Origin of the sequence: Janthinobacterium sp. Ant5-2-1 (assembly GCF_001445815.1) — a bacterium.
Lineage (GTDB): Bacteria > Pseudomonadota > Gammaproteobacteria > Burkholderiales > Burkholderiaceae_D > Janthinobacterium > Janthinobacterium lividum_E.
Genome location: NZ_LNCE01000049.1, coordinates 57,020 through 78,117, shown reverse-complemented (window position 1 = coordinate 78,117; position 21,098 = coordinate 57,020). Strand labels below are relative to the sequence as shown.

The window sequence follows — 21,098 nt, the reverse complement described above, 5'->3', positions numbered from 1 at the left end:
TCTCAATACGGAGGGAATGGTGAAAAGGTCGGCGGCTGCGGATTGGGGGCCGTGCCGCCAAGCGGAGGACGATCCTAGACCTTTTCATGTGATATTCCCATAGGGCAATATGCCTAGTCGCCCCCTTGGATGCACGCCGGTTCCGCCTGTTCTGCGGCTTGCGCGTGTTTTCAGCTATATTGGCAGGCACCCGCCGGGCGGCAGGCCATGGCCGGCGTCGCCGCCGATTCGGCAATTTTTTCCATTTTCAGCCTTAGGTCCGCATGACTTCTCTCCGTCTCCGTTTCTTCCCCTTCCTGCTGGCGTTGTTGCTGGCCTGCTCGCTGGCCCCGCCGCCCGCCTGGTCGCAGCCCGTCGATGACGCCGCCACGGCCGACCAGCGCCTCGATGGCTTGCGCAAGCAGATTACCGGTATCCAGAAGGCGCTCGATGGCGAGGCGGAGCTCGATGACGCGACCCTGTCGCAGATGCGCGCCGATGCGCTGGCGGCTAGCGCCGAGGCGGACAAGGTGGCCGATGCGCTCGCGCCCACGCTCACCAGCGTGCAGGCGCGGCTGGCCGAGCTGGGCAAGCCGGCGGCGGGGACGAAAGATGCCCCTGACGTGGCGGCGCAGCGCAGCCAGCTGGACCGCACCAGCAGCGCGCTCGATGCGCAAGTAAAACTGGCGCGCCTGCTGGCCGTGGAAGCGACGCAGGCGTCGGAACAGGTGTCGACGGTGCGCCGCGCGCAGTTGCAGGCGCGCCTGGGCGAGCGCACGGCGTCGATTCTGGCTGGCTCGTTCTGGAAGCAGCTGCATGCGGAATTGCCGCAGAACCTGCAGCGTCTGCGGGCGCTGGAGCTGGAATTGGCGAATGCGGCAAGCGCCACGCCATGGTCGGCCTGGGGCGGCTTGCTGGCCGCCATCGTGGCTGTGATCGGCGCCAGCGTCTGGATTTCGCGCTATTTGCTGGTGGTCACTTCCACGCGCGTGCCGCACGGCCGCTTGCGCCGCTCGCTGCATGCGCTGGCCGTGCTGGTGCTGGCGCTGGCCACGCCGGGCCTGGTGGCGGAATTGCTGGCCATGGGGCTGCGTTGGGAGGGCGGCCTGTCCGAAAAGACCTCGACTTTCCTTAGCAGCTTGATCGGCATCATCTGTTTTGCCGGCTTTACGGCGGGACTCGGCCACGCGCTGCTGTCGCCGCGCCGCGTCTCGTGGCGCTTGCTGCCCCTGCCCGATGCGCTGGCGCACCGCATGCGCAATTTTCCATCGATGTTTTCCTTCATCGTCGTGCTCGTGTGGGCGACGGAACGGGTCACCATCGTCATCAATGCGGGCTTGTCGACGGCCGTGGCCGTCAATTGCATCGTCGCCCTCGTGATGAGCACGACCATCGCCTACGGCCTGATGCGCGCCGAGCGCTGCTGGCGCCAGTTGCGCGAGGCCGATCCCGCCACCCTGGTCACGCCGCTGTGGCTGCGCTGCGTCACGGTGCTGCTGTGGCTGGCGCTGGCGTCGAGCGTCATCAGCTTGCTGATCGGCTATGTGGCCTTCGGCAGTTTTATTGCCAAGCAAATCGCCTGGGTCATCGTGGTGCTGTGCAGCACCTATCTGCTGACGGTGCTGGTCGACGATATCTGCATGCTGCTGGCCTCCACGCCGCCACCGCCGGACGCGGCCCATCCCGTGCTGGCCACGCCCAAGGCGCGCGACCAGGCGGCCGTGCTGCTGTCGGGCATCGGCCGCGCCATCGTCGTGCTGCTGGCTTTGATGCTGCTGCTGGCGCCGTTCGGCGAAGGTCCGGGCGAGCTGTTCCAGCGCGTCGGCAAGCTGCAGGACGGCCTGGCCATCGGTGAAGTGGCGATCCGCCCGGCCGCCATGATCCAGGCCTTGCTGGTGCTGGTCGTCGGCTTTATCGCGCTGGGCCTGTTCAAGCGCTGGCTGCAAAACAGTTATTTGCCAACCACCAATCTCGATTCCGGCATGCAAGTGTCGTTCATTACCCTGTTCGGCTACATCGGCGGTGTGCTGGCCGTGGCGCTGGCCCTGTCGGCGGCCGGCATCGGTCTCGAACGCATCGCGTGGGTGGCGTCGGCCTTGTCGGTGGGTATCGGTTTTGGCTTGCAGGCCGTGGTGCAGAACTTCGTGTCCGGCCTGATCCTGCTGGCCGAACGTCCCGTCAAAGTGGGCGACTGGGTGTCGTTGGGCGGTGTGGAGGGCGACATTCGCCGCATCAATGTGCGCGCCACGGAAATTCAGCTGGGCGACCGCTCCACGGTGATCGTGCCGAACTCGGAATTCATTACCAAGACGGTGCGCAACGTGACCCTGGCCAATCCGCTGGGCCTGGTGCAAGTCAAGCTGCCGCTGCCGCTTGGCACGGATGCGCAGGCGGTGCGCGCGCTGATCCTGTCCGTCTTTGTCGACAATCCCGACGTGCTCGACACGCCGGCGCCGAATGTGCAGCTCGACGGCATCGACAATGGCCTGTTGTTGTTCAACGCCACCGGCTTTGCCTCGTCGCCGCGCCTGACGTCGGGCATCCGCAGCGCGCTGCTGTTCGAACTGCTCAAGCGCCTGGACGATGCCCATATCGCCATCGCCAAGCCCAGCACGATGGTGCTGAGCAGCGTGCCGGCGCAGCCCGAGGCGCCGGCCATGTCAGCCGTTGCACCGGCGCCGGCGCCCGTGCCGCCGCTGACGAGCTAGTCGGCAAGTCAGCGCACGGTCGACCACAGCAGGGCCGCCAGGTACAGGCCGATGCCGAACGCCGTGTGGGCCATCAGGCTGCGCAGGCGGGCGGCGTTTGGGTGCGGCGTCTTGCTGGCGGCCAGGCCGGCGCCCATGCCCGGCTGCAAGATGCAAAACGGCGCGGCCACGCTCACGAGGCCCGCCAGCAGGGCCGGCGCGAATGTCGGCTGTTGCACCCACTCCTGTCCCACCAGCGCCAGCAGCACGGCCGCAAAGAGCACGCCGATCAGGTAATGGGCCGTCCAGCCCAGGATGGTTTCATCGCGCACGGGTGCCGCTTGGGCGATATTGGTGTGCGTCACGGTGCCGCGCGGCAGATGGCCGAGCCAGCGCCCCACCATCGCAAAGTTCAGCGAGGGGATGCACCAGAAGCGTTTCAAGGCCACCGCCCACACATCCATCACCGCCGTCGCGCCCACGCCGATCGCCAGCGCATCGAGCCAAAGTATTTGCATTGCCGCTCCTAACATTCAATGAATTGCTTGAATGTTATAAGGGTGCTAGCATTGTGTCAATGAACAATGCAGAAATCGATACCCTTGCCAGTCCCGCCGGGTTTGCCCATATTTTAGGCAGCGCGCCGCGATTGCGCCTGCTCGAGCAGATCGTGCACGGCGAATATGCGGTGGAGCAGCTGGTGGAGTTGACGGGCCTGTCCGTGGCGAATACGTCCCAGCATTTGCAGCAGTTGCGGCGCGCCGGTTTCGTGCAGGCGCGGCGCGATGGCAAGCGCGTGCTGTACCGGCTCGGCAGCGGCCCCATCGTGCAACTGCTGGCCGCGCTGGAGGTGTATGCGCAGCATCAGCGCAGCGAGTTGCAGGCGCTGGGCCGGGGCGACCATGTGGAAGCGATCACGGGCGACGAGTTGCAAGAGCGCATGCGCGAGGCCAGCATCACCGTGCTCGACGTGCGGCCCGCGCAGGAATTTGCCGCCGGCCACTTGCCCGGTGCGATCAATATTCCGTTTGATGACTTGCAGCGCCGCCTCGGCGAATTGCCCGCGAACGCAGAGATCGCCGCCTACTGTCGTGGCCCGTATTGCGTGCTGTCCGTGCAGGCCGTGGCGGCCCTGCGCCAGCACGGCTTGCAGGCGCGCCGTCTCGGCAGCGGTTACGACGATTGGCAGGCGGCCGGCTTGCCTGTCGTCAAGGCGGCCTGATGGCCATCCCCAACAGCAAGCAGGAATTGCTTGAGGCGATTAGCACCACGTATGCGAAGCTGGCGCAGGAGCTGGCGCGCGTGCCGCCAGCGCTGGCGCGTGCACCCGTGCTGGAAGGACAAGTGGCGGGTACGCGCATGAGCGTGTGCGACTTGCTCGCCTACCTGGTGGGGTGGAACGAGCTGGTCTTGCACTGGCACGCGCAGCTGCGCGACGGCAAGCGCATCGAGGACATCGCTTTTCCCGCCGAAGGTTTCACGTGGAACGCTCTGGGAAAACTGGCGCAGCGCTTCTATGCGGACTATGCTGAATTGGGCATGGACGACTTGCTGCAGCGCCTGGAGCAGGCGAAAGACCAGCTGCTGGCGCTGATCGACGCGCACGATGACGCGCAATTGTATGGCCAGCCCTGGTACACGCATTACACGATGGGGCGCATGATCCAGTTCAACACGGCGTCGCCGTATGCGAACGCGCGTACGCGCTTGCGGGCCTGGCTCAAGACCTTGTAGCACCCTCAGCGGCAGGCTTGCACGATTGCATCAGTACCTTCAGAAAATTTTTCAGGCAGGATAGTGGTTTCAAGCGTAACCAATAAAGGATCGCCATGCTGACCATCGCCCTCGCCCAGATGAATCCCACCGTGGGCGACTTCGACGCCAATTGTGCCGCCATCATCGCGCGCATGCAGCGCGCCAGCGAGGAAGGTGCGGACCTGCTCGTCTGCCCCGAACTGTCGCTGTGCGCGTATTATCCGGGCGACCTGTTCGAGGACGCCGCCTTCCTGCGCGGCATGCAGCAGGCGCTCGATACCGTGCTGCAGGCGTCCACGCGCTGGCCGGCACTGGTCACCGTCATCGGCACGGCGCGGCCGAACTCCGGCGTCGGCAAGCCCCTGTACAACGCCTTGCTGGCGATGCGCGACGGGCGCATCGTGGCTGAATACTACAAGCAGCTGCTGCCCACTTACGGCATCTTCGACGAGGGCCGCCATTTCGAGCCGGGCCCGCCCGGCGCCTGCACCTTGACTATCGCCGGCTGCAAGGTCGGTTTCATGATTTGCGAGGATGGCTGGAATGACGATGGCCGCGCCTACGCCGTCAACCCCTTCGACGCCCTGCACGCGGCGCGGCCCGACCTGATCGTCAGCATCAACGCCAGCCCCTCCGACATCGGCAAGCGCGCGCAGCGCCACGCCGTGTTTGGCGCCGCCTGCAAGCGCGTCAATCTGCCCCTGCTCTTCGTCAACCAGGTGGGCGGCCAGGACCAGCTCGTGTTTGACGGCGCCTCGTTCGCCATGTCACCGACCGACGGCGTGGCATTCGAAGCGGCCCGCTTCGTCGAAGATTTTCCATTGCTGCGCTTTGCCGGCGGCCGTTTTACGCGTACCGATGGTGCCGCGTTTCCCGTGCCCGACCCGGAAGGCATCCCCGCCGTGGAGTTTGCGCGGCGCCAGATCGTGCTGGGGTTACGCGACTACGCGCGCCGCTGCCGCTTTACGAAAGTCGTCGTCGGCTGCTCGGGCGGCATCGATTCGGCGCTGACCCTGGCCCTGGCCGTCGAAGCGCTGGGCGCCGACAACGTCGCGGGCATCACCATGCCGTCCGTGTTTTCCAGCGCCGGCTCCGTCACCGATTCCGTCGCCCTGTGCGCCAACATGGGCATCGCGCTGTACACGCATCCGATCCGCGACATCGTGGCGCAATACGAAGCCGGTTACGCGGCCGCCTTCGACGGCAAGCTGCAAGGGCTGCCGCTGGAAAACCTGCAGGCGCGCGTGCGCGGCACGATCCTGATGGAATACTCGAACGCGTTTGGCGCCCTGCTGCTCACCACCGGCAACAAGAGCGAAATCTCGGTTGGCTACTGCACCCTGTACGGCGACACGAATGGGGGCCTGGGCTTGATCGGCGACCTGTATAAAACGGAGGTGTTCGCCCTGTCGCGCCATATCAACGCCAGCGCCGGGCGCGAATTGATTCCCGTTGCCGTGCTCGATAAACCGCCATCGGCGGAACTGGCGCCGGGCCAGCGCGACACGGATAGTTTGCCGCCGTATCCCGTGCTCGATGAAATTCTCAAATGGCATATCGAAGGACGCCGCCTGCCGACGCAAGAAAGCGCGCAAGCGTTGACCCTGGTCGACCAGCTGCGCGAGACGGACGAGGGACGCGCACTCGTGACGCGCATCCTCGGCATGGTCGCCCGCAATGAATACAAACGGCGCCAGGCGGCGCCCATCATCCGCGTGCGTTCGCGCGCCTTTGGCAGCGGGCGTCAATTGCCGATCGCCGCCCACTACCCCACCGGAGACGACGCATGACCCTCACCTATTCTGCCGATGCGGCCATCCTGATCGGCCGCTTTCAGCCTTTTCACAATGGCCATGCGGGCTTGTTGCAAAAGGCGCTGACGACGGCCGCGCAAGTGGTGGTGGTGCTCGGCTCGGCCTTCCATGCGCGCAGCCCGAAGAACCCGTTTACGTGGCAGGAACGGGCCGCCATGATCGCCGCGACCTTGCCCGAGGCACAGCGCGCGCGCGTGCATTACGTGGCCGTGCGTGATTACTACGATGACGGCCTGTGGGCCGATGCCGTGCGGCGCACCGTGGCGGGCGCCGTGCCCAAGGCGCAGCGCGTGATGCTGGTGGCCTGCTTCAAGGACGCCACCAGTTACTACCTGCACCATTTCCCGCACTGGCAGTTATTCAATCTGGAAATCGACCCTGGCGCACCCATCGGCGCGACGGCCATCCGCAACGTGCTGTTCGAGGCCGAGGACGTGGATGTGTCGCTGAGCGCCGTGGCGCAGCTGCTGCCGGCGGCCATCGGCCAGTATCTGAAGGCGTGGACCTTGCTGCCGTGGTACGCCCCGCTGGTGCAGGAATACCGCGCCATCGAAGCCTATAAAGCACGCTGGAAAGTGGCGCCGTATGCGCCCATCTTTACAACCGTCGACGCGCTGGTGCAGACGGGCGGCCACGTGCTGCTCGTGCGCCGTGGCGGCTATCCGGGCAAGGACTTGTGGGCGCTGCCCGGCGGCTTCCTGGAGCCGCGCGAACGCCTGCTGCAGGGCGCCCTGCGCGAACTGGCGGAGGAAACCCAGCTGGGCGTGCTGGCGCCCACCCTCGTCGAGGCGCTGGTCGGCGTGGCCGTGTTCGACCATCCGGACCGCAGCCAGCGCGGGCGCACCATCACGCATGCGCATTACTTCGATTTGAAGACGCGCCAGCTGCCGGCCGTGACGGCGGCCGACGATGCGGCGCTGGCGCAGTGGGTGCCCGTCGCGGCGCTGCCTGCCATGGAAGAGCAATTCTTCGAAGACCACTTTCACATCCTGAACCACTTCCTCAAGCTCACGCACGAGGGGCGCTGAGAGGGGGCACTGCCCCTCCCCGCGCGTCAGGACGTCACGCGTTCCCAGCCATGCTTGACGGCCGCCTTGAAGTTGTCCCACGCCGATTGCGGATACGTGTGCTCCCACGTGGAACGCAGGTCCGCTTCCACGTCGTCCCACGGGCGGCCCCGGTAGCTGTCGCTATTCGCCATCGAATGGCCATAGCGGTAGGCGGGATCGTAGTCCTCGAAACGCGCGCCGGTGGCGACATAGGTGGCGCTCCAGTGGCTGCGGTAATACTGCTCGTCGTCGTAGCTGGTGCCGGGCAGGTTGTCGGCGCCGGGATAGCGGCGCACGTTGGCGCCGGCGCTGGACGCCGGCGGCGGCGCCATGTCGCTGGCAAATTGCTGCGATCCTGGCGCTTCGTTCACATTGCTGGCGGAGGTGCCCTGCCGCGATGGCGTATCGGACTGCATGCTGGCGCCCTGGCGCATCGCGCTGGCGTCTTGCGGCGCGCCTTGCCAGCCGCCGGCGCGCCAATGCTCGGCGTGCGCATCGATGTCGAGCGGCGCATAGCGTTCGACGATGTCGGTGGCGCGCTGGATATCGGCGTCGCTCGCCTCTTCCAGGGTCAGCACGACATGCCCGCGCCGCACGGCCTCCGCATAGATGTGGCGGTCGGCGTGGCTGCCGAACAGGTCCGTAAAGAAATGCTTGACGCTGTCGAGCAGGCTGTCGCTGTCGTCGCGGCGGATGTTTTCCGTGGCGGAAAAGTCGTCACTGCCCGCATCGTGCAGGCGGATGCTGGCGCCGGGGAAGCCAGCCGTGATCAGGTCGTGCCGGGCGCGCTCGGCCATATCGCGCACGGCGAAAACTGCTGCCAATGTATGTGCCATGATGGTCTCCAATTGGTGAACAATGCCCTTCCAGTGTAGGCCGGGAAAAACGAAAGGGGCGCTCGTTTGCCCCTTGGAAATCGTTGTATTCAACAAGTATTGACGACGTGAAACCTCAGTCCGGCGTGCCCACAAAGGCGCGCAAAAAGTCGATAAAGGCGCGCACTTTTTCCGCGATATGCTGGGTGTTCGGATACACGGCATACACGCCCTGCTCCGGGAAGACGACGTCGGGCAGCAGGCGGCGCAGGCGTCCCGCGCGCACTTCCGCCTCCACCTGCCACTGCGGCAGCAGGGCCACGCCGCAGCCGCCCAGGGCAAAGCCCAGCAGGGCCGAGGCGGAGTCGGAATGGATGGCGGCGTCGTCCTGCACTGCAAAGTTGGCGGCGCCGTCCGGCGTGTGCACGTCCCAGCGCAGTGGCGTGGCCAGGCGGCTGTGCGCCAGCCAGCGCGCGCGCTGCAAGTCGTCCAGGCTGGTGATGCCCTTGGCAGGCAGGCTGGCCAGGTAGGCGGGCGAGGCGACCGGCCAGATGGCGTACGGCTCGATCAGCGCGGCGCGGTAGCTCGAATCGTTGAGGGAACCCATGCGGATGGCCAGGTCGTAGCGGCCCGAGATCAGGTCTTCGTGCGAGGATGACGACGAATGCTGGATCTGCAGCTGCGGGTGGGCGGCGGCAAAGGCGATCAGCGCGGGGATCACCGTGCGGCTGCCGTATTCGACGGTGGTGGTCAGGCGCAGGGTGCCGCGCAAGCCCTGGTGGCCCTGGCGCGCCGTTTCGATGGCGCCCTGCGCTTCGCTCAGTACGCGCTGGCAATCCTCGTAAAAGCGCCGCCCCACGTCAGTCAGTGCCAGGCTGCGCGTGCTGCGCGTCAGCAGCGACACGCCCAGCTCCGCCTCCAGCTGCTTCAAATTAAAACTGACGACGGCCTTGCTCTGGCCCAGCACGGCGGCGGCCGCCGTCAGCGAACCGGCATCGACGATGGCGATAAAAATACCCAGGCGGTCAAGACTGATCATAAATAAGAATGAGGAGGCATGCGGGTTAGAGAGGTTTGTCAAAATTTGTTTGACAGTGTAATCGGGGCTGGCCCGTTACGCAAATGACGATGGACGCTTAAGCTGGCCGTTTGCCATTTGGAGCACCATGGACTATCGCAAAAAGGTCGCGGCCATCTATCTGCTGGGGTTTTTCGTCGACCTGATCAACATGTTCATCACCAGCGTCGCCTATCCCGACATCGGCCATGCCCTGCACGCTTCGGTGGCGCAGCTGGCCTGGATCAGCACCGCCTACATCCTCGGCCTGACCATCGTCATCCCGGCCAGCGCCTGGCTGGCTGGCTATTATGGCAGCAAAACCGTGTTCATGGCATCGTTGCTAACTTTTTTATGCGCCAGCATCGGCGCCGGCCTGGCGCCGTCGATCGAGGCGCTGATCGCCTGGCGCTGCGTGCAGGGCCTGGGCGGCGGCTTGCTCATTCCGTTGGGGCAAAGCATGACCTACCAGCTGTATCAGCCTGCCGAGCGCCCCGGCCTTTCCTCCGTCATCATGCTGGTGGGCTTGCTGGCGCCGGCCCTGTCGCCCGCGCTGGGCGGCGTCATCGTCGACAGCCTGTCGTGGCGCTGGATCTTTTACTTGAACGTGCCGTTTGCCGCGCTGGCGCTGCTGCTGGCCGCCTGCTGGCTGCGTCCCGACCCGCCGCGCGCGGTCGTTCCCCGTCTCGACGTGAGCGGCCTGCTGGCGGGCAGCACGGCGATTTTGCTGCTGTTGCTGGGCTTGACCATGCTGGGCACGCCGGACGAGCTGCTGGCTGGCGCCGCCGTGCTGGCGCTGGGCGTAGCCTGCGCCTGGGGCTATGTGCGCGGCGCCCTGCGCAAATCGACGCCGCTGCTCAACCTGCGCCTGGCCACCGAACCGCTGCTGCGCATCGCCATGCTGATGTATCTGCTGGTGCCGGGCGTCTTCATGGGCGTGAGCCTGCTGGCCATGTTGTATCTGCAGGGCGTGCTGGGCATGCCGGCCTCGACGGCTGGCGCGCTGATGCTGCCGTGGGCGCTGGCCTCGTTTGCGGCCATTTCGCTGACCGGCAAAAGCTACCGCCGCGTGGGTCCGCAACCGCTGTTCATCGCTGGCGCCCTGCTGCAGGCGGCGGGCATGCTGATGCTGCTGCGCGTGGAGGCGGCCGATCAGCTGTTCTGGCTGGCCGGCGCGTACGCCGTGATGGGCTTTGGCGGCGGCTTGTGCAGCAGCACGGCGCAAAGCACGGCCTTCTTGCGCATGCCGGACGCGCAGCTGAGCCAGGCCAGCGCCGTGTGGAATATCAACCGCCAGCTGGGCTTTTGCCTGGGCGTGGCGCTGCTCAGCGTACTGCTGAATGGCTTGCTGGCGGCGCAGGGCATCGCTTCGCTCGACGACCCCGCCCAGCATCTGCGTGCGGCGCAGGTGTTCCACTGGTGCTTTGCGCTGGCCGCCGCCTCGTGCCTGCTGCCTTTGGCGCTGTGCCTGCGCATCGACAACCGCGCCGTTCTCGACCTTTTACACCACCATGGAGCAAGCAAAAAATGACTGCAACGAACCCCTATTTTGACGACGTTTTATCCACGCATGTGCTGATCCGTGCATGGCTTTCCGGTGAGGCGGCAGCGGAAAACTGCGCGCAATTGCTGGCGCGTTTTTCGCCCGATTTTACGATGGTGGCGCCCGGCGGGATGCGGCTCGACCACTTTGGCTTGACAGGGTTTTTCCAGGGCGCCGGCGGCAGCCGCCCGGGCCTCGCCATGCGCATCACGGACTTGCAATTGATCCAGGAAAGCGCCACCGGCGCCACCGTCTCCTACCGCGAATTCCAGTCGCTGCCGGGCGCGGAAAACACCGAGCGCTGGTCCACCGTCGTGTACGAGAAAACGCCCGACGGCGCCTTGCTGTGGCGCCACCTGCATGAAACGTGGGCCGCGCGGGCGGATTGATCCTACAGCGTGGCGGCGGGCGCGCCGATGGACAATGGCGCCATGGCGGCTAGGCTGACAGGGTCCCCTCGTTCATCAGGAGCGCGTCATGCCCAAGCAAAAATCGCAGGCCGGCCAGAATCGCCAATCGGCCGCCCCCACGGAAGACAAAAGTAGCACCGACAATGACGTTGGCAAGCGCGGCAAGGATGCGGCCAGCCATACCAAGGCCGGTTCCGGCAAGGGGGCCGGCGGCGGCAAGAAGCAGGGCCGCAAACATTGAAGGGCACCGGCGCGCTCACGCCGGCTTGGCCGTCATCAGGTAAAACACGATGATGAGGGCGAAGAAGGCGGGCACGCCCAGCGCCGCCCAGATGCGCAGGTAGCGCCAGTACAGCGCCGGCAAGGCGACGCCGTCGCGCGCGCTCGTTTGCGCCATGTCGCGCATGCGCATCTGCAGCCACACGACGGGCATCCAGCATGCGCCGGCCACCAGGTACAGCACCACGGACCAGACGATCCAGCGGCTGCTCAAGGGAAAGCCGGCCAGGTGGGCCAGGTAAAAGCCGCTCAGGGGCTGGAACACCACCGTCGTGGCCGTAAACAGCCAGTCGGCGCGCACCACGTGGCGGCTGACGACGGCGATGGCGCGCACGTCGCGGCTCAGGCTCGCGAACAGCAGGTAGAAGGCCGAGCCGATGCCGGTGCCGAACAGCAGGGTCGACGAGACGATGTGCAGCCATTTGACGATCAGGTATTCCATGGATGTTCCTCCAGTTGGTACAGCAGCCACAGGGCCGCCAGCATGGGCAGATTTTTCGTCAGGGGTCCGTACGGATGCCACAGGAATTCCGGCAGGAATACGGCGATCCAGACGGTATAGAACACGATGAGCGCGGCTTGCAGCGGCCATAGCCAGCGCCGCCACGGCGGGCGCAGCGCCAGGGTGGCCATGCCCAGCAGCAGGTCGAACAGGCAGGCGCCGGCCAGCAGCGGCGGCGCCCAATCTGGCGGCACGCCGCTGCGTTCGAGCAGGCGATAGCTGTCTTCGACTCGATAGACGCCGGCCGAGACGATGGCCGTGGCGATCCACACGATGGCAATCGACAGGCGCAGCACAGGCAGCAGCCAGTCGAGCTGGGCGCGTACGGCCGCGCCGCGCGCGTCGCTGATGAACTGCGCCACGGGACGCGGCGCGTGTCCCAGCAAACGCCGCGTGAGCCCCGCATCGGCTGTATTGCCGCGCTCGAGCATGCCCAGGGTGGCGCGGTCCGGCATGGCAAAGCCCAGCAGCCTGGCCAGCAGCAGCACGGGCGGCATCAGCCACCTGGGCAGCGGCGCGACGCGCAGCCGCCCCAGCCCCATGGCTGAGCGCAACGCCGCCAGGTAGGCCGCAAACGGCAGCGCCTGCGGCCCCACGACGGGCACGCGGCGCGTCTTCTGGCCGCCCAGCGCGCCCGCGCCGCGCACCAGCGCGACGATGACATCGGTCAGGTCGTCCACATGCACAGGCTGCACCGGCTGCGGCGCGCGGCCGAAGCGGGGATACACGGGCAGGCTGGCCAGCATGCGGAACAGGCGCGCGCTCTCGCCATCGTCGCCATACACGAGCGAAGGCTGCACGATGACGGCGCGCAGCGGCAGGCTGGCGAGAAAATCGTCGGCCGCCTTCTTGCTCAGGTGGTAGGGCGAGACGGCGCCGTCGTCCGCGCCCAGGGCCGACAGCTGTATCACCAGTTGCACCTCGCTTTCGGCGCAGGCGGCGAACAGGGCGCGCGGCGCCTGCGTGTGCAGGGCCGCAAACGTCTGCGGGCCATGCTCGGCGATGATGCCGACGCAGTTGATGACGACATCGATGCCGGCCAGGCGCGGCAGCCACGCGGCCTTGGCCGTGTCGCGCGCAAAATCGGCCTCGATCAGGTGCACGCGCTGCTCCTGGCCGGTGGGCGCGCGGGGCGGCGCGCGACGTGTCGTGCACGCGAGCTGGAAACCTTCGGCCAGCAGCGCGGTCGAAACATGCGTTCCGATGAAACCGCTCGCCCCCGTCAGCAGTATGCGCATCGATGCCCTTTCCTGATGGGAGTTGGATTCGCCTTTTGCGTTTCAGTTCATTACCGCATTTACTACGGGAGAACCACCATGCCAGCCTTGCCTACCACCCTGCATCACGGCGCCCTGTCGGGCAGCCTTGCCTCCCTCCTGTCCGCCGCCGCCCTGGCCCTGTGCGGCCGGCGCGAAACGGGCAGCGTGTTCGCCGCCGTCAACGCCGTCAGCCACTGGCTGTGGGGCGACCAGGCGGCGCACCGCGACGACGCCTCGCTCAGGCATACCCTGGTCGGCTATGTCATCCACCATTGCAGCGCCATGTTCTGGGGCGTGCTGTTCGAACGCTATGCGGCGCGCATCCTCGACCGGCGCCGCGTGGCATCCACCGTCGCGGCGGCGGCCGGCGCCACGGCCGTGGCCTGTTTCACGGATTACCAGCTGACGCCGCACCGTTTGCAGCCCGGCTACGAGATGCGCCTGTCGCGCCCCTCGCTGCTGCTGGTGTACGGCGCCTTCGGCATCGGCCTGGCCGCCGGCGCGCTGTGGCTGCGGCGGCGCTGAGGCGCTGCGCGAGTCACTTTCCTACACGCCGGCCCGCCGCGCGCCTATCTTGCCGGCCGTTGCGCGCCAGTAGCATGGAACTTCATCCACCAACCGAGGAGAAGCGCATGCAGGAAAAACACGGTAATACGCCCCAGCATCCCGCCGACCAGGGCCGCAACACGCGCATGGACAAGAGCGACGTCAATCAGTCGCAGGGCGATGCGTATGCCAATCAGGGCGGCGGCAAGCTGGCCAGCGGCAATGCCAACAGCGGCCACTGGGCCAACGACGTCATCACGCCGCAGGGCGGGCTTGACCCGGTGGAGCAGGAAAACCTGCCCACCCTGACGCAATCTGACGACAACGCCCACGTCAAGGGCGCGGCGCAGCGGCCGCAGAGCGAAGCGGGCAAGCTGGCCGACGACCGGCCGGGCCGCAACGAGTCGAAGGACATCCACAGATCACTGAATCAGCACGAGTAGACCGGCGTGCTGCGAACGAGGAGAGCACCATGTTTGCACACAACAAGCGACTGCAATACACGGTCAGGGTGGAGCAGCCCAATCCCGGGCTGGCCAACCTGATGCTGGAACAATTCGGCGGCCCGCAGGGCGAGCTGGCCGCCGCCTGCCGCTATTTCACGCAAGCCTTGTCGGAGGACGATCCGGGCCGCAAGGACATGCTGTTCGATATCGCGACGGAAGAACTGAGCCACCTGGAAGTGATCGGCAATATCGTCGTCATGCTCAACAAGGGCGCCAAGGGGCGGCTGGCCGAGGGCGTCGACCAGGCGGCGGAGCTGTACCGCAATATCACGGGCGCGGGCAACGACAGCCACGTGACGCAGGTGCTGTACGGCGGCGGCGCCCCGCTGGTCAATTCGGCCGGCGTGCCGTGGACGGCCGCCTACATCGATACCATCGGCGAACCGACGGCCGACCTGCGCTCGAACATCGCCGCCGAGGCGCGCGCCAAGATCGTCTACGAGCGCCTGATCAACCTGACGGACGACCCGGGCGTGAAGGAAGCGCTGGGTTTCCTGATGACGCGCGAAGTGGCACACCAGAAGTCGTTTGAAAAAGCCCTGTATTCGATCGAGCCCAATTTCCCGCCCGGCAAACTGCCGGGCGACCCGCAGTACGCGGACGTGTATTTCAACATGTCACAGGGGCCGGGCGAGGAACGGGGACCGTGGAACCAGGGCGGCAAGTGGCAGTACATTTCCGACCCGCGCCAGCAGATGGCCGTCGACGGCGGCACGGGCGAGGCGGAAGTGAAATTGCCGCAGGACGAACTGGCCACCGTGCAGCAGATGGCCGCGCGCACGGCATCGAATCCCGATGCCGACCCGTTGACGGGCGCGGAACTGGGCATGCGGCCCAACGGCCGCGATGGCGGCACCTCGTCCATGCCCTTGTAGCGCAGCTGGCCGGGCACCACCAGCGTGAACACGCCGCGCGCGCTGCAGGCCCTGGCCAGACACTGGTCCTGGCCCCATGCACTGGGCTTTGCCCTGTGCGGCGCGCTGCTGCTCTTCTTGTTGTACGCGCTGGCGGCCCAGCTGGGGCTGCGCCATGCCCATCTGGCGCCGGCCCTGATCGGCGGCGCCATGGCCGCTGCCGCCACGGCGCTGGGGACCGTGCCGGTGCTGTTGTCGCATAAATTTTCGCAGCGCAGCTACGACTGCTTCCTCGGTTTTGGCGCCGGCGTGATGCTGGCGGCCACCGTGTTTTCACTGGTGTTGCCGGCGCTGGCGGCGGCCAGGCAGCGCGTGGCAACGCCCATGCACGCGAGCCTGCTGGTGGCCTTTGCCATGGGCCTCGGCATGCTGCTGATCGTCGTGCTCAACCTGGTCGTGCGCGAACGCGTACAGGGCGCCGCGCCCGCCGCCAGCAGCCTGAAAAGAGTGTGGATTTTTGTGCTGGCCGTCACCTTGCACAACCTGCCCGAGGGGCTGGCGATCGGCGTCGGCTATGCGGGCGTGGCGCTGGAACGCGCCAATGCGCTGGCGGCCGGCATTGCCATCCAGGACGTGCCGGAAGGGCTGGTCGTGGCGCTGGCGCTGCGCAGCGTGGGCTACGGCCGGCGTTGGTCGGTGGCCATGGGCGCCGCCTCCGGTCTGGTTGAGCCGGTGATGGCGCTGGCCGGCCTGGCGCTGATCGGCCTGTCGTCCGCCCTGCTGCCGTGGGGCCTGGCGGCGGCTGCCGGCGCCATGCTGTTCGTCATCGTGCACGACGCCATTCCCGAGGCGCAGCGCAGCGGCAATGGCGGTTTTGCCAGTATCGCGCTGGTGTTCGGTTTTCTCCTGATGATGGTGCTCGATACGGCGCTCAGCTAAGCAAGGCGCAATGGCGTTCTAAGTGAGATCGTGCAAATCCTTTTGCAGTGCCGGTCCGGTGGAAAACTGCGAAAACACGACTTCGAGCCCGGCCCGTTCCGGGGTGCAGCACATGGGGCCGACAAGGTAGCGCGATGCGACGGGAAACGGCGCCAGGCGCAGCAGCGGCCACAGCTTGCCATCGGTCGAATACTGCACGCGGATGGCGCCCTTTTCCACCGTCACGCGCAGCCAGAAACCGTCCGGCATGGCAGGAGCAATGCTGACGGCCCAATCGGATGTATCGACCGTCAGCACGGTGCTCAATAAGAGCTGGCCGTCGGAAAATTCGACACCGCACTTGATCCAGTTTTCCGCATCGATGCGCACCATCAGGCCGGCCTGATCGTACAGCGACGCGTACTGCGCCGCCACGTGCAGCTGCGCCGTGAAATCGCCATCGATTTGCGTGCCGAAAAAGTGGCCGCTGTCGCGAATAAAGCCGTATGAGGTCTTGCGCCAGAAATCCGTGTTGGCGTCCGTCGTCACGCGCAATTGCGCGCCGTCGGCGGACCAGTTTTCCGGTGCATTGAGCCAGCTGCCTTGCGTGAACATCGTCTCTCCTTTTGATCGAAAATACTACATAGTGTGCCCCCATCCCAGCGCCTTGTACAGGGCAATCGCATCGATGTAGGACGCCGTTTCCGCCAGCAGCGCTTCGCGCCGAATATCGTACAAGGCGCGCTGGTTTTCCAGCACGGCCTGGTAGCTGCCGGAACCGCCCGCATAGCGCGTGCTGGCGATGCCGAGGGCCGCGTTGCCGTGGCGCGCCGACTGCAATAATGACGCCAACCGCGTCTGGTTTTCCGCCAGCTGCGTGACGGCGTTTTCCACGTCTTCCTGCGCGATTAACAAGGCCTGCGCATAGCGCGCCAGCGCGCCCTGCGCCTCGGCCTGGGTGCCGCGCAAGCGCGCCTTGACGCTGCCCAGGCGAAAGGCCGGATAGCTGACCGATGGCGCCACCTCGAAGGCGTGCGCGCCGCCGTCGAATACGCCGCTGCCCCGCAGCGCGAAGAAGCCCAAAAAGCCGCCCAGGCTCAGGCGCGGGTACAGGTCCGCCGTGGCGGCGCCCACGTTTTCGCTGGAGGCGGCCAGCAGGCGCTCGGCGCGCACCACGTCGGGACGCTGCTTGATCAGGCGGTTCACGTCGCCGAGCGGCAGCTGGCCCGCCAGCGGCGCTTCCTGGCGTGGTACCGTCGCCAGCGCGATGGCGCCTGGCGCTTGTCCGCTCAGCACATCGAGCCGGTACTGCGCCTGGCGCAAGCCCGCCTGCAAGGGCGGCAGCATCGCCTCGCTGCGCGCCAGGTTGGCCAGCGCGTTGTGGCGCTCTTCCGGCAAGCCGCTGCCGGCGCTTATGCGCGCGTCGCTCAATGCCACCGTGTCGCGCCAGCTGTGCACCTGCGCCTGCGTCAGCGCCAGGTTTTGCTGGTAGCCCAGCGCCTCGTAGTAATTGCGCGCGACCTCGGCCGCGATCGTCAGCTGCACCTGCCGCAAGTCCGCCTGCGCTGCGTCGGCGCGCGCCTGCGCCGAACGGCTCATGTGCGCGAGGCGGCCGAACAGGTCGATCTCCCATTGCGCATCGAAGCCCACGCGCGTGCTGGCGCTGGCGGCGCGGCTGTCTGGTGTGTCTTGCTGCACCGTGCGCTGCCATCCCGCCTGGCCCGTGACGGCAGGCAGTTCATCGAGCCGGCGTTCGTCGAAGACGGCGCGCGCGGCCAGCAGGTTCGCCTGTGCCTGGGCGATATCGAGGTTGTGTTCTAGCGCGCTGGCGATCAGCTGCGACAGGCGCGCATCGTCGAAAAACGTCCACCAGGCGGCCTCGCTGACGGCGCTCGCGCCGGGGGCGAATTGCGCTTGCTGCGGACTGGCCAGGGTGATGTCGGGCGTGCCCGGCGTGACGTAGGCAGGACTGACGGTGCAGCCAGCCAGCACGGGGAAAAGAGCGACAAGATAGCGGTAATTTTTCATGAGGATTCCTTCAGCGCCTGCGACAAATCGCGCGCACGCGGCGTGGCATGGTCGGCCGTGTGGCGGCGGGCCAGAAAGGTGTACACGGTGGGCAGCACGAACAGGGTAAAGAAGGTGCCGATCAACATGCCCGAGACGATCACCACACCGAGGCCGAAACGGCTATTGGCGCCCGCGCCAGAGGCGAACAGCAGCGGCACCAGGCCCACCACCATGGCCGCCGTCGTCATCAAAATCGGGCGCAAGCGGATCTGCGCCGCCTTGCGGATGGCCGTGATGCGGTCCAGCTGTTCATGCACCTGCAATTCGTTGGCAAATTCCACCATCAGGATGCCATGCTTGCTGATCAAGCCGATCAAGGTCACGAGGCCGATTTGCGTGTAGATGTTGACGGTGGCGTAACCGAGGGCCAGCGGAATCAGCGCGCCGCAAATCGACAGCGGCACGGTGATCAGGATGATCAACGGGTCCGTCAGGCTTTCATACTGCGCCGCCAGCACCAGGTAGATGACGACGACGGCCGCCAGGAAGGCCAGCAGCAGCGCATTACCTTCCGTGGCGAACTGGCGCGCGTCCGATTGCCAGTCATAGCTGAAGCCCGGCGGCAGGGTCTTGGCCACGCCATCGAGGAAGGTCACGGCGTCGCCGAGGGTTACGCCCGGCGCCGGCACGCCCTGGAAGGTGGCCGCATTTTGCTGGTTGAACTGCGTCAGCATGTTCGGCTCAATCTGTTCGCTCACCGACACAACGGCGGACAGGGGCAGCAGGCTGCCATCGTCGGCGCGCACGTACTGCTGCGTCAGGGCTTGCGCCGTCAGTCGCTGTTCGCGCGGGCTTTGCGCGATGACGTCATAGGCGCGGCCATCCATGCCGAAGCGGTTCAGATAATTTTCGCCCACCAGCACGGCCAACGATTCGCCGATGTCCTGCATGCGGATGCCCAGGCTGTTCGCCTTGGAACGGTCCACGCGCACTTTGACCACCGGGTTGTTGTAATCGAGGTCGCTGTCGACGACGGCAAACAGGCCGCTTGTGCGCGCACGCTGCTTGACGTCTTCCATGGTGCGAAACAGGGTGGCGTAATCCTGCGCGCTGCGCAAGACCATCTGCACGGGCAAGCCGCCGCTCGATCCCGGCAAGGGCGCCAGTTGGAAGGCGAAGATGCTCGTGCCTTCCACGTCGCCCACGGCGTGCTGCAATTCGGCCTGGATGACGGCCGCGTTGCGCGCCCGTTCGGACCACGGCGTGAGGTTGATGCCGCCGATGCTCGATGCCGGACCTTCGCCGCCGTTGATGATCCAGCGCGAGTCCGTTTCGGGGATATTTTTGTAGATGGTATCGAGCTTGTACGAGAAGCGCTCCACGTAATCGAGGTTGGCGTGCTGCGGCGCCTTGATCGCCGTCAGCACGCTGGCCTGGTCTTCCGCCGGCGCCAGTTCGCGCTGTGGCAGCAGGTATAAAAACGGCAAACTGACCATCACCAGCGCGGCGAAACCGGCGCTGAGCCAGCGGTGGTGCAGCGAGCGGTCCAGCAGGCGCGCATAGCGGCTGGTGAGACCTTCGAAGAAATGCTCGGCGGCGAGCGCCATGCGCCCTTCCGATTGTTTCGGCTGCAGCAGCAAGGAGCTCATCACGGGAGACAAGGTCAAGGCCACCACGCCCGATACCACCACGGCGCCGGCCAGGGTCAGCGCGAATTCCTTGAACAGCGCTCCCGTCAAGCCCCCCATCATGCCGATCGGTGCATACACGGCGGCCAGGGTGATCGTCATGGCGATCACGGGGCCGGCCACTTCGCGTGCACCGACGAGGGCGGCCGCCACGGGCGTCTTGCCTTCCTCGATATGCCGGTGCACGTTTTCCACCACGACGATGGCGTCATCGACCACCAGGCCCACGGCCAGCACCATCGCCAGCAAGGTGAGCAGATTGATGCTGAAGCCGAAGGCCAGCATCAATGCCGCCGCGCCCAGCATCGACAGCGGGATCGTCACGACGGGTATCAGCACGGAGCGCAAGGAACCCATGCACAGGTAGATGACGATGACGACGATCAGCAATGCTTCGAGCAGGGTGTGCGCCACCTCGTCGATGGACGACTGGATGAAGCGCGCCGTCTCGAACGCCAGCTCGACTTTCACGCCCGGCGGCAGGGTTTTCTGGATCTCGGGCAGCAGCTTCTTGATGCCGTCGACGATCACCAGCGGGTTGCCGCCCGGCGTCGGCGACAGGCCCAGGTACACGGCCGGCACGCCGTCCATGATGCCGCTCGTCTCCGTGGCGGCCGCACCCAGTTCCACCGTGCCCACGTCCTTCAAACGCACGAGCGCCGCGCCGTCATCGCCGCCCTTGCGTATGACCATGTCGCGGAACTCCGCCACGCTGGTCAGATCCGTGTTGACGCTGATGTTCGAGACGACGAATTGTCCCTTCACTTTGCCGGGCGCCGCCTGGTAGTTATTGCGTCGCACGGCGTCGGCCACGTCGGCAGCCGTCAGGCCCCGCGCCGCCAGTTTCGCCGGGTCGATCCACAGGCGCATGGCCAGCTGCTGGCCGCCATACACATCGACCTTTGCCACGCCGTCGATGGTGGCGAACATCGGCTGCACGACGCGCGCCAGGTAGTCCGTCAGCGCGGGTGCGGACACGCTTTCGCTGGCAAAGCCGACATAGGCGACAGCCGAGGAATCGCCGGCCGAGCGCTCGATGACGGGGTCAAAAGCGCCTTCGGGCAGCTTGTAGCGCACCTGGTTGACCTTGGCCATCACTTCCGTCAGCGCCTGCGTGGAATCGCGGTTCAGCTCCATGCGCACGGTGACCGTGCTGCTGCCCTGCACCGACGACGAGGTGAGGTAATCGATGCCTTCCACCGACGATACGGCTTGCGCGATCGGCTGCGTGACAAAACCCTGCATCAGTTCCGCCGAAGCGCCCGGATACGTGGTTTTCACCGTGATGGTCGACGATTCGAGCATCGGATACTGGCGAATCGGCAGTTGCAGGAGGGCGATCACGCCCAGCATCAGTATCAAGGTGCTGATGACCAGCGCCAGCACGGGGCGGCGTACGAATAGATCGGTAAATTTCATGGTGATGT

The 21,098-nt window shown here is 66.2% G+C and carries 20 protein-coding genes; 12 read left to right on the top strand and 8 right to left on the bottom strand.

The genetic code is table 11. The features are described from left to right. The first annotated feature begins 263 nt into the window (after positions 1-263). Positions 264-2,687: a DUF3772 domain-containing protein gene (locus ASN89_RS16940; RefSeq protein ID WP_058050103.1), complete on the top strand. Its 2,424-nt coding sequence runs from the start codon at positions 264-266 to the stop codon at positions 2,685-2,687. 8 nt (positions 2,688-2,695) lie between these two features. Here the strand turns inward: ASN89_RS16940 and ASN89_RS16935 are convergent, their stop codons facing one another. Then, positions 2,696-3,184 carry a DUF2938 domain-containing protein gene (locus ASN89_RS16935; RefSeq protein WP_200969062.1) on the bottom strand — a complete coding sequence of 163 codons (489 nt, stop codon included), beginning with the start codon at positions 3,182-3,184 and terminating at the stop codon, positions 2,696-2,698. Between the two features lie 59 nt (positions 3,185-3,243). Here ASN89_RS16935 and ASN89_RS16930 point away from each other — a divergent pair, with 59 nt between their 5' ends. The 4 genes from ASN89_RS16930 (at position 3,244) to ASN89_RS16915 (ending at position 7,263) form a co-directional block, all read left to right on the top strand. Further along, on the top strand, positions 3,244-3,888 hold the full coding sequence (locus ASN89_RS16930; RefSeq protein WP_058050101.1) for an ArsR/SmtB family transcription factor: 645 nt from the start codon (positions 3,244-3,246) through the stop codon (positions 3,886-3,888). Continuing rightward, positions 3,888-4,400, top strand: coding sequence for a ClbS/DfsB family four-helix bundle protein (locus ASN89_RS16925; RefSeq protein WP_058050100.1), 513 nt, complete (start codon positions 3,888-3,890; stop codon positions 4,398-4,400). The genes ASN89_RS16930 and ASN89_RS16925 overlap by 1 nt, the downstream gene beginning before the upstream one ends. Before the next feature lie 95 nt (positions 4,401-4,495). Then, positions 4,496-6,211 (top strand): NAD+ synthase, encoded by a 1,716-nt coding sequence (locus ASN89_RS16920; protein ID WP_058050099.1) that lies wholly within the window; start codon positions 4,496-4,498, stop codon positions 6,209-6,211. Further along, the gene (locus tag ASN89_RS16915) at positions 6,208-7,263 is read left to right on the top strand and encodes a bifunctional nicotinamide-nucleotide adenylyltransferase/Nudix hydroxylase (protein ID WP_058050098.1); all 1,056 of its coding nucleotides are present in this window, start codon (positions 6,208-6,210) and stop codon (positions 7,261-7,263) included. The genes ASN89_RS16920 and ASN89_RS16915 overlap by 4 nt, the downstream gene beginning before the upstream one ends. 26 nt (positions 7,264-7,289) lie before the next feature. On the opposite strand, the gene ASN89_RS16910 is transcribed toward ASN89_RS16915, so the two are convergent. Further along, positions 7,290-8,120, bottom strand: a complete 831-nt coding sequence (locus tag ASN89_RS16910; RefSeq protein ID WP_058050097.1) for a hypothetical protein — start codon at positions 8,118-8,120, stop codon at positions 7,290-7,292. 115 nt (positions 8,121-8,235) lie between these two features. Continuing rightward, a complete protein-coding gene (locus ASN89_RS16905) occupies positions 8,236-9,138 on the bottom strand; it encodes a LysR family transcriptional regulator (protein ID WP_058050096.1) in 903 nt (300 codons plus the stop codon). A 127-nt stretch (positions 9,139-9,265) separates the two neighbouring features. On the opposite strand from ASN89_RS16905, the gene ASN89_RS16900 reads away from it, so the two are divergent. From ASN89_RS16900 to ASN89_RS29030, 3 genes are all read left to right on the top strand, one after another. Continuing rightward, positions 9,266-10,687 carry an MFS transporter gene (locus tag ASN89_RS16900; RefSeq protein WP_058050095.1) on the top strand — a complete coding sequence of 474 codons (1,422 nt, stop codon included), beginning with the start codon at positions 9,266-9,268 and terminating at the stop codon, positions 10,685-10,687. Continuing rightward, a complete protein-coding gene (locus ASN89_RS16895; RefSeq protein ID WP_046681813.1) occupies positions 10,684-11,088 on the top strand; it encodes a DUF4440 domain-containing protein in 405 nt (134 codons plus the stop codon). Before ASN89_RS16900 ends, ASN89_RS16895 begins: the two co-directional genes overlap by 4 nt. 88 nt (positions 11,089-11,176) lie before the next feature. Further along, on the top strand, positions 11,177-11,350 hold the full coding sequence (locus ASN89_RS29030) for a hypothetical protein (RefSeq protein WP_160309262.1): 174 nt from the start codon (positions 11,177-11,179) through the stop codon (positions 11,348-11,350). A gap of 15 nt (positions 11,351-11,365) precedes the next feature. Here ASN89_RS29030 and ASN89_RS16890 read toward each other — a convergent pair whose 3' ends face one another. Beyond that, positions 11,366-11,830 (bottom strand): DUF2269 family protein, encoded by a 465-nt coding sequence (locus ASN89_RS16890; RefSeq protein ID WP_058050094.1) that lies wholly within the window; start codon positions 11,828-11,830, stop codon positions 11,366-11,368. Further along, a complete protein-coding gene (locus tag ASN89_RS16885; RefSeq protein WP_058050093.1) occupies positions 11,818-13,128 on the bottom strand; it encodes an SDR family oxidoreductase in 1,311 nt (436 codons plus the stop codon). Before ASN89_RS16885 ends, ASN89_RS16890 begins: the two co-directional genes overlap by 13 nt. Before the next feature lie 78 nt (positions 13,129-13,206). Between ASN89_RS16885 and ASN89_RS16880 the strand changes: the two genes are divergently transcribed. From ASN89_RS16880 to ASN89_RS16865, 4 genes are all read left to right on the top strand, one after another. Next, a complete protein-coding gene (locus ASN89_RS16880) occupies positions 13,207-13,674 on the top strand; it encodes a hypothetical protein (protein ID WP_058050092.1) in 468 nt (155 codons plus the stop codon). 107 nt (positions 13,675-13,781) lie between these two features. Beyond that, positions 13,782-14,138 (top strand): hypothetical protein, encoded by a 357-nt coding sequence (locus ASN89_RS16875; RefSeq protein WP_046681809.1) that lies wholly within the window; start codon positions 13,782-13,784, stop codon positions 14,136-14,138. 29 nt (positions 14,139-14,167) lie between these two features. After that, positions 14,168-15,076: a manganese catalase family protein gene (locus tag ASN89_RS16870; protein WP_034752585.1), complete on the top strand. Its 909-nt coding sequence runs from the start codon at positions 14,168-14,170 to the stop codon at positions 15,074-15,076. A gap of 24 nt (positions 15,077-15,100) precedes the next feature. Continuing rightward, complete coding sequence (locus tag ASN89_RS16865) at positions 15,101-15,994, top strand: ZIP family metal transporter (protein WP_235501996.1); 894 nt, start codon at positions 15,101-15,103, stop codon at positions 15,992-15,994. Positions 15,995-16,012: 18 nt separating this feature from the next. Here the strand turns inward: ASN89_RS16865 and ASN89_RS16860 are convergent, their stop codons facing one another. Genes ASN89_RS16860 through ASN89_RS16850 form a run of 3 tightly spaced genes read right to left on the bottom strand, consistent with a single transcriptional unit; the run spans position 16,013 to position 21,090 of the window. After that, positions 16,013-16,588, bottom strand: a complete 576-nt coding sequence (locus ASN89_RS16860) for a DUF1349 domain-containing protein (protein WP_058050091.1) — start codon at positions 16,586-16,588, stop codon at positions 16,013-16,015. Positions 16,589-16,612: 24 nt separating this feature from the next. After that, the gene (locus tag ASN89_RS16855; protein ID WP_058050090.1) at positions 16,613-18,001 is read right to left on the bottom strand and encodes an efflux transporter outer membrane subunit; all 1,389 of its coding nucleotides are present in this window, start codon (positions 17,999-18,001) and stop codon (positions 16,613-16,615) included. Further along, positions 17,998-21,090 carry a MexW/MexI family multidrug efflux RND transporter permease subunit gene (locus ASN89_RS16850; protein WP_058050089.1) on the bottom strand — a complete coding sequence of 1,031 codons (3,093 nt, stop codon included), beginning with the start codon at positions 21,088-21,090 and terminating at the stop codon, positions 17,998-18,000. Before ASN89_RS16850 ends, ASN89_RS16855 begins: the two co-directional genes overlap by 4 nt. Positions 21,091-21,098 lie beyond the last annotated feature (8 nt).

Coding starts and splice junctions, on each gene's coding strand:
- ASN89_RS16940 (WP_058050103.1), top strand. CDS start 264: ATGACTTCTCTCCGTCTCCGTTTCTTCCCCTTCCTGCTGGCGTTGTTG.
- ASN89_RS16935 (WP_200969062.1), bottom strand. CDS start 3,184: ATGCAAATACTTTGGCTCGATGCGCTGGCGATCGGCGTGGGCGCGACG.
- ASN89_RS16930 (WP_058050101.1), top strand. CDS start 3,244: ATGAACAATGCAGAAATCGATACCCTTGCCAGTCCCGCCGGGTTTGCC.
- ASN89_RS16925 (WP_058050100.1), top strand. CDS start 3,888: ATGGCCATCCCCAACAGCAAGCAGGAATTGCTTGAGGCGATTAGCACC.
- ASN89_RS16920 (WP_058050099.1), top strand. CDS start 4,496: ATGCTGACCATCGCCCTCGCCCAGATGAATCCCACCGTGGGCGACTTC.
- ASN89_RS16915 (WP_058050098.1), top strand. CDS start 6,208: ATGACCCTCACCTATTCTGCCGATGCGGCCATCCTGATCGGCCGCTTT.
- ASN89_RS16910 (WP_058050097.1), bottom strand. CDS start 8,120: ATGGCACATACATTGGCAGCAGTTTTCGCCGTGCGCGATATGGCCGAG.
- ASN89_RS16905 (WP_058050096.1), bottom strand. CDS start 9,138: ATGATCAGTCTTGACCGCCTGGGTATTTTTATCGCCATCGTCGATGCC.
- ASN89_RS16900 (WP_058050095.1), top strand. CDS start 9,266: ATGGACTATCGCAAAAAGGTCGCGGCCATCTATCTGCTGGGGTTTTTC.
- ASN89_RS16895 (WP_046681813.1), top strand. CDS start 10,684: ATGACTGCAACGAACCCCTATTTTGACGACGTTTTATCCACGCATGTG.
- ASN89_RS29030 (WP_160309262.1), top strand. CDS start 11,177: ATGCCCAAGCAAAAATCGCAGGCCGGCCAGAATCGCCAATCGGCCGCC.
- ASN89_RS16890 (WP_058050094.1), bottom strand. CDS start 11,830: ATGGAATACCTGATCGTCAAATGGCTGCACATCGTCTCGTCGACCCTG.
- ASN89_RS16885 (WP_058050093.1), bottom strand. CDS start 13,128: ATGCGCATACTGCTGACGGGGGCGAGCGGTTTCATCGGAACGCATGTT.
- ASN89_RS16880 (WP_058050092.1), top strand. CDS start 13,207: ATGCCAGCCTTGCCTACCACCCTGCATCACGGCGCCCTGTCGGGCAGC.
- ASN89_RS16875 (WP_046681809.1), top strand. CDS start 13,782: ATGCAGGAAAAACACGGTAATACGCCCCAGCATCCCGCCGACCAGGGC.
- ASN89_RS16870 (WP_034752585.1), top strand. CDS start 14,168: ATGTTTGCACACAACAAGCGACTGCAATACACGGTCAGGGTGGAGCAG.
- ASN89_RS16860 (WP_058050091.1), bottom strand. CDS start 16,588: ATGTTCACGCAAGGCAGCTGGCTCAATGCACCGGAAAACTGGTCCGCC.
- ASN89_RS16855 (WP_058050090.1), bottom strand. CDS start 18,001: ATGAAAAATTACCGCTATCTTGTCGCTCTTTTCCCCGTGCTGGCTGGC.
- ASN89_RS16850 (WP_058050089.1), bottom strand. CDS start 21,090: ATGAAATTTACCGATCTATTCGTACGCCGCCCCGTGCTGGCGCTGGTC.